The organism is Pectobacterium atrosepticum, from assembly GCA_019056595.1.
Taxonomy (GTDB): Bacteria; Pseudomonadota; Gammaproteobacteria; order Enterobacterales; family Enterobacteriaceae; genus Pectobacterium; species Pectobacterium atrosepticum.
Genome location: CP036163.1, coordinates 4,056,381 through 4,074,028, shown reverse-complemented (window position 1 = coordinate 4,074,028; position 17,648 = coordinate 4,056,381). Strand labels below are relative to the sequence as shown.

6 protein-coding genes are annotated in these 17,648 nt (G+C 53.1%); 1 reads left to right on the top strand and 5 read right to left on the bottom strand.

What is annotated here, in order from left to right:
- Window positions 1-20 precede the first annotated feature (20 nt).
- The 5 genes from DCX48_19165 to DCX48_19145 form a co-directional block, all read right to left on the bottom strand.
- The gene (locus DCX48_19165; protein ID QXE16442.1) at window positions 21-1,811 is read right to left on the bottom strand and encodes a methyl-accepting chemotaxis protein; all 1,791 of its coding nucleotides are present in this window, start codon (window positions 1,809-1,811) and stop codon (window positions 21-23) included.
- 492 nt (window positions 1,812-2,303) lie between these two features.
- Entirely contained in the window at window positions 2,304-2,588 is a 285-nt protein-coding gene (gene ppnP / locus DCX48_19160) for a pyrimidine/purine nucleoside phosphorylase (protein QXE16441.1), read from the bottom strand.
- A 138-nt stretch (window positions 2,589-2,726) separates the two neighbouring features.
- A complete protein-coding gene (gene aroL / locus DCX48_19155) occupies window positions 2,727-3,248 on the bottom strand; it encodes a shikimate kinase AroL (protein ID QXE16440.1) in 522 nt (173 codons plus the stop codon).
- A gap of 553 nt (window positions 3,249-3,801) precedes the next feature.
- The gene (locus tag DCX48_19150; protein QXE17313.1) at window positions 3,802-4,842 is read right to left on the bottom strand and encodes a type II asparaginase; all 1,041 of its coding nucleotides are present in this window, start codon (window positions 4,840-4,842) and stop codon (window positions 3,802-3,804) included.
- Window positions 4,843-5,057: 215 nt separating this feature from the next.
- Window positions 5,058-6,704, bottom strand: a complete 1,647-nt coding sequence (locus DCX48_19145) for a multidrug ABC transporter permease/ATP-binding protein (protein ID QXE16439.1) — start codon at window positions 6,702-6,704, stop codon at window positions 5,058-5,060.
- A 709-nt stretch (window positions 6,705-7,413) separates the two neighbouring features.
- Here DCX48_19145 and DCX48_19140 point away from each other — a divergent pair.
- Window positions 7,414-17,193: an Ig-like domain-containing protein gene (locus DCX48_19140; GenBank protein QXE16438.1), complete on the top strand. Its 9,780-nt coding sequence runs from the start codon at window positions 7,414-7,416 to the stop codon at window positions 17,191-17,193.
- Window positions 17,194-17,648: the final 455 nt, after the last annotated feature.

Below are 17,648 nucleotides of genomic sequence, written 5' to 3'. Positions count from 1 at the left end.
ATCTTCAGCGACTGAATCCGTTAGACACGGAATGCCCCGACAACGGAATTCAGTTCTTCAGCCTGTGATTGCAACGCACCCGAGGCGGCGGCAGATTCCTGCACCAGCGCGGCGTTTTGTTGCACCATCGAATCCAACTGCGCGACGGCTTTGTTGATCTCGTTAATGCCACGCATTTGCTCATCCGCTGCATGCGTAATTTCAGACATCACCGAGCTCACCGTAGATACGCCGCTGACAATTTCATTCATCGTGTCGCTGGCCTGACGAACCTGAACTGAGCCAGACGTTACGCTGGAGACCGTCGCTTCAATCAGCTCTTTAATTTCTTTTGCGGCCTGCGCGCTGCGCTGTGCCAGGCTGCGAACTTCACCGGCGACAACGGCGAAACCACGCCCCTGTTCACCCGCTCGCGCGGCCTCTACGGCGGCGTTAAGCGCCAGAATGTTAGTCTGGAACGCAATGCCATCGATCACACCGATAATGTCGCCGATTTTGCCAGACGCGACCACTATCTCTTCCATCGTGACAATCACATCAGACACCACTTTTCCACCTGTACCCGCATCTTTCGACAGCAGCAGCGCTTTAGCGTTAACCTGTTGCGCAGATCCTGCCGACTGCGTCACCGCCGCAGAGATTTCTTCCAGCGAAGCCGCTGTTTGCTGAATGCTCGACGCCGCAGATTCAGTACGTGCAGAAAGATCATTGTTCCCCGCCGAGATTTCATCCGCCGCAACCTGAAGCGACGCACTGATATCTCGAATCTGCATCATTACCTGACTAATCTTATCGATAAAAATATTAAACGAGCGGGCAATTTGCGCCACTTCATCATGCCCTTCATCCGGCAGGCGCTGCGTCAGATCGTTGTTGCCGTTGCTGATATCATCCATTGCGTCGCGGATTTGCAGCAGGCGCTTGAGCGTTGACGTGATGATGAAGCCGATAACCAGCGTTCCCAACAGCGCGATAATGACCAGTGTGATGACCGATGTGGAGAGCAGAGAACGCATGCCAGCGGTGGCTTCGGCTTTATCCAACGCCACCAGCATATACCAGCTCGTGCCAGCAATCGGCTTTGCTAATACCAGCTTTGTCGATCCGGAAAAATCCACATCGTGGGCGTTATCTGCTGAAAGAATCTCGTTCAGATTAATCGCGGGGGCGATATCGGTGATATTTTTCAGCGTCAGTTTTTCATCCGGGTGCGCAATGATCGTACCGTTACGGTCAATCAACACACCGAAACTCCCCGGGCTAGGATTGATAGCCTTGACGTTTTCGATCACGCTTTTCATCGTCACGTCGCTGCCGACTACACCTTTAACCGTACTTCCTTCCAGCACGGGGGCGACAAAAGAAACGACCAGCGTATTCGTTACCATATCAACGTACGGCGCAGTGGCTAGCGGCTTACCTTCTTTCACTGCCTGCTGATACCAAGGCCTGATGGTAGGGTTGTAATCGGCAGGAATACCGCCTGGATCGGCAAACTTGGCAGTGCCATTGGCGTAGCCCATGTATACGTTCAGGAACCCACCAGATGCCACAATCTGTTTGAACAGCGGAATAGGATCTTCATCCTGTATGGCGCGGTCATGCAGTGCAGAGATCATCAGCGTTTTAGAGGCAACCCAGTCGCTAACCGCTATGCTATGGCTAGTCGCTACCGCATCTAGCGTATTCTGGATCGAGTCCTTATTTGCGTTATTGGCTATGGTGTAATTAAGAAAGGTATTAATAACAAGCGAAAGTACAACAATGGTCGAACAGGCCGCAAGAATGCGGGAACGGGTCGTTTTCAGCATAAAATACTCTTTGCATAGAATAGTTATACTATCCATAACGGCACAGTAAAATAAAACTTGAGTGCGATCACATTTCACCGCTGCCATTTATCTTAAAAGTTGCTTTGAAAATTAATACGTTCAACCAAGCTATTACATAAAAAAAGGGGGGTAATGAACAATCCGCTACAAAACTGAAGTAAAAAACCACGACAAAGCCACAGGAAAGAATAAATCACTTATTATCTCCCATAATAAAAAATTATTGATGAGGTTTATTATTTATTAAATTTTAACAACTTAGGGATAATTCTTAATAAACCCACTATTCTTTCGTATTATTAATTAATAAACTCAATTAAACAAAAAAATTCATATATGGAATTAATGATTAGAGTTACGAGAAGAAAACGAAAAGCGTATGTCGAATCTAAAAAATAGCGAGGCAACAAAAAGTGGCTTTCCATTCATAACGGAAAGCCACTTTCATTTTATTGATAAGGATAGGAAAGATTACAGGTATTTACACAAATAAGAGGTCGGCTCGACTACCTGTAAATTGAACTCGCTTTTTCCCGGAACAAAAAACGTTTCTCCCGGTGTGAAAACCTGCCAATCCGGTGCGCCGGGCAACAGTACTTTCAATGCCCCGGTGATCACGGTCATTTCTTCCGGCTGTCCGGTTCCAAACGTGTATTCACCTGCATCCATAACACCGACACTGGCGCGACCAATGCTGTCGCCTTCAAAACCGATTGATTTGACCTTCCCTGCAAAATACTCGTTCACATTCAGCATAGCGCGGCACCTATTGTCGAAAAATTCAGGAAATTCATCTTAAAAGGAGAGTTGAGCCACTGTCACGATCTATTCATTGAAAGTTAGTGCTCAGTAGCACTGACTGATGATTATTTTGCCAGTGTCCCGTTTACCACCCTACGCTGCCGACAAACGCAGCGCCTTTAACACACTTACCACAATGGCGTCCGGTGTCTGCGACGCATCAATAACGTGATGTGCAGCACCGCGATAAAGCGCTTCACGCGCGGCCAGTACGTCAGCCATTTCCTCTGCGATGGGGCGTCCGGTCAGTGTAGGCCGCTGGTTATCCTGCGGATTTTCTTCCAGCCGCTGAGCCAGCAGCTCTGCATCCGCGTGGAGATAAATAACGATGCCTTTATCATGCATAAAACGTCGATTGGCTTCCGCTAGCACCATTCCGCCGCCTGTCGCGACGATGCAGCGGTTAGACGCCACCTGCTGAAGCGCCAGACTTTCACGCTGGCGAAAACCATGCCATCCTTCCTGCGCGACCACATCAGCGACCGTCATATTGGTCGTCTGCTGCATAAAAAGGTCGGTATCGACAAAGTCATATCCCAACGCCTGCGCCAGCTGATGCCCAACGGTGGTCTTCCCACAGCCTCTGGCACCAACCATAAAAATGGGGTGTGTCATGTAATGACGAATCCTTATTTTTTACTCACCCGTTCCGCCATAGTTCAATCTGCACACGCGTTGGCGGTACCGCAACTCGAACTATTTCGGATATCAAAGATAAATAGGGGTGATTACCTGCTTTGTCGTGGGCTGAATCATACCGATAAAATCGACAGAGAGGGAAGTGACTTCTCAGTGGGAATGAAAAGTTGAATAACTAAAAGTAAAAATGGGATGACAGGAAATATACCCTAAATAATTCGAGTTGCAGGACAAAACGCTAGCGTTTTGAACAACGCAATGCGTTGGCCCGATAGGGCAAGGCTTATTCATAAGCCTTGTAACGCGGCGAGCGAGGGCATCCCGATGAGCTTACTCAAGTAAGTGATTCGGGTGACTGACAAGTCTGCCAGAGGCAGATTCGAACGCTGCTTGCAGCGGCCTCAACGGGGCGAGGTCCACATAAGTGGCCCGAGTAGCGACGCCAACGCACATGCAGCTTGAAGTATGACGGGTATAAAAAGCCCCGCGTTTAACGGCGGGGCTAGCACACTAAAAACCGCACAAGCGATTAATAAGCGTGGAAGTAATCCTGAATCACAGCTGGGTTCGTCGTTTTCGTCAGCGCCAGCATCAGTAAAATACGTGATTTTGCTGGACTCAGAGAATCGGCAACCAGACCGGGTTGGCCTGCATCCGGTGGGACGATACCGCTGCCGGTACGGCTGGAACGTACGACAACAATGCCTTTGCTTTCCGCTTTACGGATGCCAGCGTCGCCGCGCTTGGATACGCTGCCTGCACCCATGCCCGCATACACGATGCCTTTTACGCCGTGTTTGATAGAGGCGTCATACATATATTCTGGATCGTCCTGATAACCATAAATAATGTCGACGGCTGGCAGCTTATCAACGTTGGTCACATCAAACACGGAACGCGTGGTGTGAACTTTATCCAGACGGGTCTGGTAGTATATTTTGTCACCGATAATCACGCCCAGATAACCTTCTTCTGGCGCTTTAAAGGTATCCAACGTAGAGGCGTTGGTTTTGCTGATGAAACGGGCAGAACCAATGCGGTCGTTCAGCACGACCAGTACACCGCGACCGCGGGAGTTTTTATCCGCTGCCACTTTTACTGCACCGTACAGGTTCATCGGGCCGTCGGCACTGATTGCCGTTGCCGGACGCATCGCAGCAACAAAGACTACTGGCTTGTCGCTTTTCACCGTCAGGTTCAGAAAATAAGGAGATTCGTCGAGCGTATCCGTACCGTGCGTAATGACCACGCCATCAACATCGCTGCGTGCCAGCAGCTCGTTCACGCGCTTGCTCAGCGTTAACAACACATCGCTGGTCATATTTTCACTGCCGATGCTGGCAACCTGCTCACCTTTGATATTGGCAAGCGTTTTCAGCTCAGGCACCGCTTGAATCAGCGTCTCTACGCCCAGCGCACCCGCTTTATACCCAGTGGTTTGCGTATTGGCTGCTGCCGAACCGGCAATCGTACCGCCTGTTGCCAGAATGACAATGTTAGGTAGATTTTCTGCCGCATTTGCCAGAGACGAAAAACAAACAAAAACAACAACGAATAATGCGTTAAACATCCTTTTCATAACATATACCAACTTATTGAGTTAAGTGGCAGACCAGATACGTCAGGTGCCTGATCTGTAAGTCAAAAACCTCAACTCTGTTGGCAGCCTGCCAACATTGGCGCTTATAATGCCCCAGAATTCAACGAATTAATATATGCCTGTAAGACTTCACGTTAACGGTGTGTCGTGACTCACAACGCAACATTCAGCCGCTCTGGTTTGCGCTAACGACTAATCTGCGCCACAGCGTCCTGAGAAGCCTGTTCACGCGCTGCGCCCGTCAGTTCTGACAGCGTACCCTGATGCATTTCAAGTAGGCGATCGGCATGTTCAAAGTAGTGATCGTCATGGCTGATCGCCACAATCGTTTTCCCTAATGCACGCAACTGCGGTAACAACTCAAGATAGAACACGCGGCGGAATTGCGGATCCTGATCGGCTGCCCATTCATCTAACAGCAGGATATCGCGCTGTTCGGCGACGGCTAATAGTAGCGCCACACGCTTACGCTGCCCCTGTGAGAGCTGTAAATTCATCACCCTATGATTTTCCAGCGTCAACTTATGTCGCATATTCAAGCGATCCAGCCACCCATCAACCAACGCCGTATCGGGATCCGCTCCCTGCGGCCCCATCATCTGTCCGAACAGGTGGAAGTCGGTAAAAATGGCAGAAAATAGCTTTTGGTAATCCCCTCGCGTTTCCGACGTAATCGGGTGGTTATCCAGCAGCAACGTGCCCGACACCGGGGTATAAAGCCCTGTCAGCAGCATCGCTAACGTCGATTTTCCGCTCCCGTTCCCGCCAATGAGAAACACCAGCTCGCCACGCTTTATCACCAGATTGATTGGCCCAATTTCAAATCTGGAATCGTCATAGCGAAACACCACATCACGCAGTTCCAGCGTGTGCCAGTCGACAGGGGCGATTACAGAGGAGAAAGGTTCCTGATAATCCACCAAATCGAAACGTTTCAACTTATTAAATGCGACTTGTGCGCTCAGCAGTGTTGGTAGCGCACCAACGGCCTGAAGCATCGGCGTCCGTAAAAAAAGCAGCGTAAGTGAGTACGTCGCCGCGACATTGGTATCCGCCCAGCCGAGATTGTTTGCCATGAAAAAAACCGCGCCAATCGCGCCCAGCATCATAATGTTCGACCAGTTCACCGCACTGAGATGGAAGGTGTCGGCACGAATCACATTCTGTCGGTAATCCCGCGCATTGGCCTGATAAACCTCTTCATACAGTTTCTGCGCGCGTTCCCGATTGAGCGCCAGCTCCTTACGCCCGTTAATCACGGTTTCGTAATCTTTCTGGAGGCGATCTTCCGCTTCCCGAACCTGGGTAAGATGGCGATACACACGGGAAACCAGCATAAACCCGACCCAGAGAGTCACCACAATCCAGATGGACGTTACGACTAGCATTTTGGGAGAGAGCCACGCCAGATAAGCCGCCGAACCGAGGGTAAGCACGATGCCCTGAATCAGCTCAGGTAGACGCACAAACGCGATGGTGATGTTGCGGATATCGCTGGACAGGCTGGCGAGCAGTTGCGCACTCCCAATCTGCTCAATACGGGCAATGTTTGTATCCAGAATTCGCTTGATAAATTGCCCGCGCAGGCGATAAACGAAATGGTGCCCGAGCGTGGTCAACGCCAGTTGAGATACCAGTGTCACCCCCATCAGAAGCAGCAGTAAGCCCAGAAACTGCGGCAAGACGCTCAACGACTGATTGACCGTTTCAATCAATTGCAGGTTGATAAAGGCAATCAGCCCAATGCCCAACGCAGCACTGAGTAAACTTAAAATAATAACAGCGAGAAACGGCCAACGGTATTGTTGGTAAACAATGCGGAGCAACTCCATAACAACCTGGTCTCTATGATGAAAACAATCGCCCGCAGTGTAATGGCGATGACGGTGATATCAAGAATAATTCTCATATCCAGTTTTGTACCACACTCACTATTCCCGTAAAACACGCTCTGCGCCGTCAACGCAACCCATTAGAAAAAAGAATGAATTATCACAAGCTGTTATTATTTTTCTGGCAACATGATCCTCTAGCACTTCACACCCACGCCAAATAAAATAAACACAAATTGATACAATCAAGGCAAATAAAGACCTCTATTTACGGCAAGCCAATCTCTCCTTCGTCGCTTCAATGTGTGCAAAAAAACATATCGACATGCTATCGAAAACGCTAAGTGATGGTAATTAAACATTATAATTAGCGTGTTAATAGTCTTAAAAAAGAATCGCGCCGCGAAGCCATTTAATATGTAGGAATATTGTCATATTTTTTTATTTTCAAAACATTTCAAAAAAGTTGGATTTTTAGTTAAGCCACACCTATAAATATCAAGAATCGGACAAATCTCATGCCGCCGATATTCCCCATGGAAAGGGGTCTACACAGCATTCAATTTAGCCATACTTTACTGTTATCTAAACCAGGCCTGTTTTTGTGCTCCATTTTTGGTTGCGCATATACCTATACACTCCCGTTGCCGCATCGTTCTGTCGGGGGATGTATCCAGACAATGGTTGCAGATAAGTAAGAGGCTATTTCATGTCAGATATGAATATTATTGCGGGAAATGTGAATATCCTGTCGCGCCATAATGGCCAGTTCATAGAAAATGTTCCACAGGGTACGAGGAACGTAGAACTACTGGAAAGCAGCACCGTTCGAATCAATGGCACACCAGATATCGTGTCTCGCTATGAGCGCGTCGGCAACGATCTTATCTTGCACATGAACGACGGCACAACCATCCGCTATGAAAGCTTCTTCACCCTAGACTCAGCAGGCTATCACAGCGAGTTGGTTTTTGATGATGGCACCCGGCTTATCCATGCACAGTTCTCCGGCGCGGCTGCCGGAGAAGGAGCGGCGCTCACGGCAGAAGCCGTTGCCATTACGCCAGAATACGCCACGCTGGGTGACTTGACGTCATTACTGATTGGCAGTACCACCAGCACGTTAACAACCGCCACGTTGGGCAGCATTCTAGGTGCTGTCGCGCTCGGCGGAGCCGCTGTCGCTGGGGTTGCCGTCGCCGTGGCATCATCGAGCAATGACACCACAACCACGCCACCACCACAACCACCACAACCACCACAGCCTGAACCCTTAACCATTGATGCCTTCGCTGGAAATAATGGGCTGAACCGTACGGAAATCGGCCAACCTCATATCCTCAGCGGGAAAACCACCGGCGTCAGCGCGGGGCAAACCGTCACCATCACGTTGAACGGCGTGGTTTACACCACCACTACTGCCGCCGACGGCAGTTGGCAATTTTCGCTGCCAGCAGATGCGTTTACCGGACTGGAAGACGGCATTTATTCATTAAAAGTCAGCGTGCCGGGCGCGAACGGCATCATCCACGAGAAAACCCTCGACCTCACCATTGATACCCTGCCTCCGCATTTAACCGTCGATAAATTTACGGGAGATAACTACCTCACCGTGGGAGAACTGGCAAACGGTCAGGTTCTCAACGGAACGGGTGAAGTGGGCCAGAATGTCACGATTACATTCAATGGAAAAACGTACACCACGACGATTAATGCTGCGGGTAACTGGACATTAACCGTTCCTGCCGCAGACCTCCGCGTGCTGAGCGAAGGCGAGCATGCGTTGTCGTTCACGGTTAGCGATAGTGCTGGCAATATCACCGTGGTCAACCGCACCATCATTGTCGATACCACGCCACCCGAGCTGTCACTGTCACCGTTTACCGGAAATAATCTGATCACCGCAGACGAGCTGCAATCCTCACAGTTTATTTCCGGTACGGCTTCACTATCGGATGTCGGCCAGACCGTGACAGTGACGTTCAATGGCATTACCTACACCACCACCGTAGAGAGCGACGGCGCATGGAGTGTTTTCATTCCCTCCGGCGATATCCAGGCGCTGACTAACGGCTCCTACAGTCTGGTGGCGTCACTGACGGATAAAGCAGGCAACACCACCACGCTGCCGCCACAAACCATCACGGTGGATACCAACGCCGAAGCGGTCAACATCAGTATCATCTCATTTGATAATCGCCTGAATGCCGTGGAAGCAGGACAGCCGCTAACGATTGATGGCACTACGGCCAACGTTGCCGCAGGCCAAACGGTTACCGTCAGCCTCACCGTCGCAGGGGTAGTAAAAACCTATACGGCAACAACGGGAGCAGACGGCACATGGTCTGTTGACATCCCTAGCGCCGACCTGCTTGCTCTGACCGATGGCAGCAACACCATTACTGCCAGCGTACAAGGGATCAGCGGAGAAACCGTCACTGTCGACCACACACTGGATGTACACATCAATACCCTTCCTTCCATCACGCTGACGCCGCCTTTCACCGACGGCGTATTAAACGGAGCAGAAGCGGCACAAGATCAGGTTATCAGTGGGGAAACCGGGATTAGCGGTAGAGGCCAAACCGTCAGCCTGACGATCGGTGGGTATTACGTTGCTGGGACGGTGGATGCCAACGGGCACTGGACGGTCACGATCCCTAAAGATGTGCTGCAAAACCTGCCATCGGACAACATTAGCGTACTGGAGATTGTTGTCCGAGATATCGCAGGCAACGAAACCATTGTGACGCAGAATATCAGCGTGGATACGACACCGCCTACGCTCACCGTCTCCGCCATCGCTCAGGACAACATCCTCAACGGCATGGAATTGGCAGTCGATCAGATCGTCAGCGGAACCGCATCGCTCAGCGAAGCGGGTCGCACAGTCACCGTTACGCTGAATGCCAAACCCTACACCGCCACCGTCGGCAGCGACGGAAACTGGAGCGTCACTCTGCCAACGGCCGATTTGGTGGCTATCGCTGACGGTAATCAGAATCTGACCGTTACACTGACGGATGCCGCAGGCAATACCGGCACCGTCAGCCATTCGATTACGCTGGATACCGATCCTGCTAGAGCACCGACCCTGACGATAGCCACACTGTCTAACGATGATTATCTCAATCTGGCCGAATCGGGCCTGCCATTGACAATCAACGGCAGTAGCCAGAATGTGGAACAGGGCCAGCAGGTCACCATTGTCCTCAATAATCAGACCTACTTTGCCACAGTCGGTGCAGATGGCAGTTGGAGCGTTCAGGTTCCAGCAACAGATGTTGGCAACGTGCCTGACGGCAGAGAAATCGTGAGTGCCAGCGTGACCGACGTGAGCGGTAACCCCGGATCAACTACGCACGCAATTACCGTCATCACCGATGCCGCCAACCTGCCGGGCATCACCATTGCGACACTGTCAGGCAACGACATTATCAGCGCGCAGAATAGCCAATCCGACCTGCTCATCTCTGGCTCAACGACGAATGTTCAGACCGGACAACGCGTCACGGTGACGTTAAATAGCAAAACGTATCTGGCTACCGTTGGCGCGGATGGCAGTTGGAGCACCACCGTTCCCGCCAGCGATGTTCAAAACCTGCAGCAGGGCAGCCAGAATGTGTCCGCGACGGTAAGTGACATCGCACAGAACCCAACCACAACAACCCATCCTTTTACGGTCGATACCGTTCCACCGCTGCTGTCCATCGACATGCTGGTCGATACCAGCGATATCGGTCTGGCGGACGCGCTGGCAGGATTACCGCTGAGCGGCAGGGCCGAAGCGGGTCTTCAGGTCACCATCAAAGTGGGTGTGGCCGTCTACAGCGCCGTTGCCGACAGCAACGGTATCTGGCAAATCGCCATTGCAGCGACCGACCTGTTGGCGTTGGGTGATGGAGTGAAAACACTGGCGGCCAGCGTGACCGATGGCGCTGGCAATGCCAGTGCAACCAGCATTGATATCACGTTGAAAACGCAGTCGCTGCCGACGCTGACGCTGAATGCACTCTATGACAACAATGTCCTCACTACCTCGGAACTGGCGACGGCAACAACCATCGGCGGTAGTTACACCAACCTGCCCGTCGGAGCAGTGATTCAGGTCACGATAGGGACTTACACCGTGACGGGCCTGACGCTGGCGGGAGGATTATGGAGTGCCACCATCCCCGCCAATGCGCTTAGCATACTGGCAGATGGCAACGTGCAGGTCAGCGCGACGGTCACCGACAGCGCAGGCAATACGGGTAGCGCAAGCGGCGCGTTGGATATCGTCATTAATACCAATTTCACCATCAGTATCGCCACACCGTTTATCGACGGTGCGTTAAATCAAGCGGAAAGCACAGTCGATCAACTGCTGACAGGCACGACAGGGCTGCTCGATCCAGGCCAAAGCGTTTCAGTATCAATCACCAACGGCACGATAACCACCACCTACAACGCTACTGTGGCAGCAAATGGTCAGTGGAGTGTGACGCTGCCAGCGGCCGATTTGTCTGCCCTCGGCGATGGCACACACACCATCAACGTGACCGTGACTGATCACGCAGGCAATACGGGAACAGGAAGCGGAACGTTCACCAGCGTGATTGTAGGCGTGCCTGTCGCGACGCTGGACACACCTTTCGGCGATGGCAAACTGAGCCTGGCTGATGCACTACCGGGCGGCACACTATCCGGGCAAACGGGATTATCCAGCAACGTGGGACAAACCGTGTTGGTCAGTATTAACGGCACCAACTTCCCGGCTACAGTGAATGCCGATGGCAGTTGGACGCTGTCGGTAAACAGTACCACGTTGATCAACATGCCGGATGGCACAGCAACCTTCACGGTCACCGTCACCGATGCCGTAGGCAATACCAGCTCCGCATCAGGCACGGCGGATATTCTGACGACGACGCTGCCTGCGGCAACGCTGGATCTGCCTTTTGGCGACGGTATTCTTAACACCACCGAAATTCTGGCTATCCAGAGTTTAACGGGTAAAACCGGCATTACTGGCGTGGGTCAGAATGTAACCGTTACCGTGATCAATAAAATCACGCTGGCAGAAACCACTTTTACCGCCACCGCTGACGGACTCGGCAGTTGGTCCAGAAACCTGTCCCCTGCTGATTTAGCCATCTTCACCGAAGGTAATTACAGCATTGCTGTCACGGTCACCGATCGGGTAGGCAATACCAATTCCAGCGTCCCGCGCGATATCAGCGCAGCGTTGACGCTGCCCGCCCCGATGGTCGACGTGCAGCCGTTTGGCATAGATAACATCCTGAGTAGCGCTGAAGCCGCGTCAGCACTCACCTTCTCTGGCCGTACGCAGATTAGCGGTAGCGGGCAAGGTGTAAAACTGGAGATTGACCTCAACGGTATTCGCTACACCGCGACAGTAGATAGTGCGGGCAACTGGTCTGTCACGCTGCCTGCTAATGCCTTGAACTCACTGGTTGACGGCCCGCATACCATCACAGTGACGGCTGTTGATGCCGCTGGCAACGTCGGTTCGACGCCAATATCGTTTGTCAGTGACTTCACTCCACCAGCGATCACGCTCAATACACCGTTTGACGATGGTTATCTGAATATTGTCGAAGCCGCAACGTTAGCGGGCAGGACATTAAGCGGTAACGCGGGTGACGCCGTGAGTATGACCGTCATGCTGGGCAACCAGACGCTCGCCACGCAAATTAGTGGAGGAATCTGGACGGCAACCTTGACGCCAGTTCAACTTGCCCTGCTTGCTGACGGAACCCAAAACATCAGCATTACGGCGACAGACAGCGTAGGTAACAGCGGCACGTTACATTCTCAGGCAATCCTGGCCGTACAAGCCGCGCCAACCGTCGCGATTACCGCCTTCGCCGGTCTGGACGGCCTTAACTATGTCGAAAGCCACGCCACGCAGGCTGTCAGCGGGACATCAACTGGTTTGGAGGTCGGGCAAAATGTCACCGTCAGGCTGAATGGCAATGACTACACGACGAAAGTGCTCACCGGCGGTATCTGGAGCGTTAACATCCCGTCTTCGGCGCTCATCGCGCTGTCCAATACACAGCACGCCCTTTCCGTCAGCGCGGAAGACCGGGCCGGAAACCCAACAACACCGACCAGCGTTAACTTTAACGTCAACCTGACGCCACCGCAGACGGTGATGACCATTGACCCGATTTCGATCGACAACATCATCAACGCCGTCGAGATCAACGGCAACATCACCATTTCCGGGCGTTCAGTCGGTCCTACGTCATCCATGAGCCCCGTGAGTCTCCAGGTCGGATCGGCAATGTTTGTGCCCATTACCGATGTGAATGGCAACTGGAGCATCACCATCTCAGCGCTGCCGACCTTTGCCGGTCAGGGGCCTATTAACGTAACAGCCACATCGCTGGACGCGACCACAACCACGATCGTCACCGTGGACACCATTGCTCCTACATTGGATATCGTCTCTTTTGCTTCAGATAACGTGCTCAACGCCTCGGAAATGACGACAGAGCAGGCGATTACGGGTACGGCCTCGGTCACAGAAGTAGGGCAAATCGTCTCGATTAGTCTGAATGGGAAAACCTACAGCGCACAGGTTTCCGTAACAGGAACCTGGAGCGTGAATGTCCCCGCCTCCGATCTGGCGCAGTTGGCCGACGGTGGCCACACCATCACCGCGACACTCACCGATAAAGCAGGAAATACCACCACTGATACGCAGGCTGTTACCGTCGATACCGCCATCCCGCTACTCAGCGTCGCGCTGTTCGATGACAATATCCTGACGCTGGCAGAGGCGCTGGCAGGCGGAACCATTACTGGGACGGGCGAAATAGGTGCCACCGTGACGCTCACCGCGGGGCCGTTAACCGGCACAACCACCGTTGGCCCAAATGGAACCTGGACGATCCCCGTGTTGTCTGTCGATTTGCAAAGTCTGATCGACGGCGCGCAGGTCATCGGTGTAACGCTGACCGATACATCCGGCAACACGACACACGTTGATGCTACGCTGGACGTCGCGCTGAACCAAACGCTTGGCGCCGGTATTAACGATATCTTCGGTAATGATGGCATCCTCAATCTGGCCGAATCGCTGGTGACGCAGGTCATCAGTGGTAACGCAACGGGGGACACGCTGGGTGCGAAAGTACAGGTCACCGTGCTGGGTACGACGGTGGAGGCCACAGTGGGCGCCAACGGTGCCTGGAGCGTTTCGCTTCCTTCGACATTATTCAATGGGTTAAATAACGGGCTGTTGCAGGTTAACGTGGATATTGTTGATTCCCACGGTAACGTGAAAAATCAGTTGATCGACATTGACGTGCTGAAATCACTACCCGTGATTAACTCCATCGTTGCCTTCACCGATGGCGCACTGAATGCGGCTGATGTCACCACCAGCCAGATTATCAGCGGCGTGGTCAGCAATGTGAATATCGCTGCGGGCGCGAGTGTCACGGTGACGCTGGGTAACACTATTTATGCCGGTATTGCCGTCGGCGCTGGCGGTGCCTGGAGCCTGTCCGTTCCTGCCCTTGCTTTGCAAGCCTTGCAGGATGGTACCTTAGCACTGGGCGTTGCGGTCACCGACCATGCGGGTAACACCACCAGCCAGATCGTCAACGTTCCAACGGTCATCAGGAACCTGCCGAGCATTACGCTCAACCCGGTCTTTGGTGATAGCGTGCTCAATCTGGCCGATCTGCTGGTCAACCAATCCCTCAGCGGCACCGCCACGGGTCTGATTGGCAGAACCATTACGCTCAACATCTCAGGTTCACAAATAGCGACAGCCGTCGTCGGTGCAGATGGCAAATGGAGTGTAGCAGTCACCCCTAGCGTATTGGGTATCCTGCAAGGGTTAGGCAATGGTGATTTCACCGTGACTGCAACCGCAACAGATACCGTAGGCAATAGTGCCAACGGTGGCGCGGGTATCAAGTTCGATTTCACACAGCCGGTGATTACGTTGAACCCTGTGTTTGGCGGCGATGGCTTCCTCAATGCAGCAGAAGCCGTGGTAGCACAAACTATCGGTGGCGTGGTAACCAATGCAAGCGTGGGATCGCAGGTTACCGTTACCCTTGGCAGCAAAACGTTCTTATCTACCGTCGGGGCGGGTGGCGTGTTCAGCCTGACACTGCAACCGTCGGATCTTAGCGCACTGGCTGATGGCAGCGCGACGCTTGGCGTATCCGTCACCAATACCTCCGGCAACACTGGTACGGTCAATAACACCATCAACATCATTGCCAAAAACTTGCCGACGATTAGTCTTGGCTCGCTGTTTGGCGGCGATGGCTTCCTTAACGCCGCAGAGGCGGCGCTGACACAGACGATCGGTGGCACCACCACCAACGCGATAGCAGGATCGTCGGTGGTGATACGCATCGGCACCCTGACGTTAAACGCTACCGTGGGTAATGACGGCACCTGGAGCACTAGCGTAACGCCGCTACAATTGTCCGGTCTGGCCAACGGCAACCTCACCGTCAGTGCGACGGTGACCGATCCGGCAGGCAACAGCAATGGCATCAGCACTGGCCTTAACATCGCCATATTACCGCCAACCATCACCCTTAACTCGTTGTTCAACAGCGGCGTACTGGATCTCACCAGCCTACTGAGCGCACAAACTATCAGCGGGACGACGACCAATGTGGCTGCCGGTACCGCCCTCAACGTCACATTGGGAAGCAAAACCTACACCACGACAGTTGGCGCAAACGGCAGTTGGAGCCTGCCGGTTCCTAACCTCGACCTAAAAGCCCTCACCGATGGTGCCACTAACGTCGGCGTCCGTCTGGTGGATGCAGCGGGTAACGTGGGCGAAAGAACCAGCGCGCTTAGCGTGGCGATTAACGGCCAGCCTACGCTGACCATCAACCCACTCTTTGGCGGTGATGGTTTGCTGAATGCGGTCGAAGCGGCTGCGGGTCAGATTATCAGCGGCACCAGCACCAATGCGATAGGTTCCACTATCCAGATCTCACTAGGTATCAAGACGTATTCTGCTGTGGTGCAAAACAACGGCACCTGGTCCGTCAGCCTACCTTCGCTCGATCTCAATAGTCTGACGGACGGTACACTGTCTCTCAACGCCTCGTTGACCAACGCGGCAGGGAAAACGACCAGCGTAGGCGCGTCGATCGGCGTAGGTGTTCACGCGCTGCCAACGGTCAACCTTGGTTCCCTGTTTGGCGGAGACGGTTACCTGAATCTGGCCGAAGCTGGCGTGAACCAGATCATCAGCGGAACCACGACCAATGCGGCAGGCGGTAGCGTCACACTGACAGTCGGCGGGCTCACGCTCAGCGCCGCCGTCGCCAGCAACGGCACCTGGAGTATCAGCGTACCGAGCGCCAACCTGTTGAATATCACCGATGGCAACTTATCCGTGGGTGTCAGCGTTACCGACCGCTACGGCAACATCAACAATACCAGCAGCAATGTCATCGTGAAAACGCACCAATTGCCGCAGTTGGGTATTGATGCGGTTGGGTCGCTGATTGGTAACACGGTTGGCCTATTGGCAAACGGTGTCACAGTCAGTGGGGTATCACGCTATGTGCAGCAAGGTGCCAAGGTCAATGTCACCCTGCTCGGCCAAACGCTACAGGGCACCGTCGGTGCCGATGGCAAGTGGAGCGCGCATTTCACCAGTTCCCTGCTAGGCATCAGCATCTTCAATGTGGGTGCAATTTTGACAGCGCTGCTGGGTACGGCGGTTGAAGCGTCCGTCACCGATCAAGCGGGTAATTTCACTGGGGTTTCCGCCGGATTGACATCAGGCATCGTGCTCGGATTACCGCTGATGAGCATGATGGCGCTGGATGTCGACGATCACAGCCTTGCTCAGGTGGCCTCGCTGTCCAGTGAACAGACCGATAGCGGGGAAAGCACCGATGTGCAAACCCTTCATGTCAGCTCGAAAATGGCAGCCGCCGCGCTCAGTGAGACAACGACCATCGACAATAGCGCTAGCACCGAAGTGGATGACAGCGTGTATGCCATCGGCGGTGTCGTCATCAGTCTGGCCGACGGCAGCGTGCAAACGGGTACCGATATCGAAGGCAGCGAAGGTGATGACCTCATTACGCTCTCAACCTTCGACTTTACCCAGATCGATGGGGGCGACGGCATTGATACGCTGGTTCTGGATGGCACCGAGCTCAATCTGGATCTCACCGTCTTGGGGCTGAAAATCGACAACGTGGAGATCTTCGATTTAGGCCAAAACGGCACCAACAGCATCACGCTGGATCTCGATCGCGCCCTGAATGTCACCGACCGACCAGAAGATGACCTGCTGATCGTCGGGGGCGAAGGTAGCAAGGTGAACCTGATTCCAGGCGAAGGAGCCTGGAGCACGGTAGGACAGCGCGATGTTGATGGCCAACACTTTGATGTCTACCACCATTCATCGCTGGATAGCGCCAACAGCCTGGGAGATGTACTGGTGCAGCAAGGGCTGCTCGTCAATATGGTGTAACCGTGGGTTTAACCCCACAGCCTCTGACGAGGAGACTGTCTCTTATAAGTTTATGGTGAGGTTTTACTGCTATTCGGCGTAAAAATTATGCATCGGTGGGCATGAGTACCGAGTGAGCGGCATGGATGCCGTGAAAGTCAGTGCCGCGTCAGACAAAAACGTCACGACGTTTTTGAACAGCACTTGTGCTGACCCGAAGGGCGAGTCCCATTAATGGGGCGAGTAATCGCGTCACTGGCGGCTCGAAACGTACTCATGAACACCGATGGCACCGCGTAGCGGCATAATTTCCGCCAAAAGCCAGGGGTCTCGGGGCGAGCGGCGTTTGAGCCGTCCCGAGTCGGGCGCGTGCTACGAGATAGCATGAAAATAACGCCATTATCGCGCACGAAATTGCCTCAGTAGCGGCATAGAGATATGCCCAAGAGACAGTAGAAACTGCCTAAGTAGCGGCA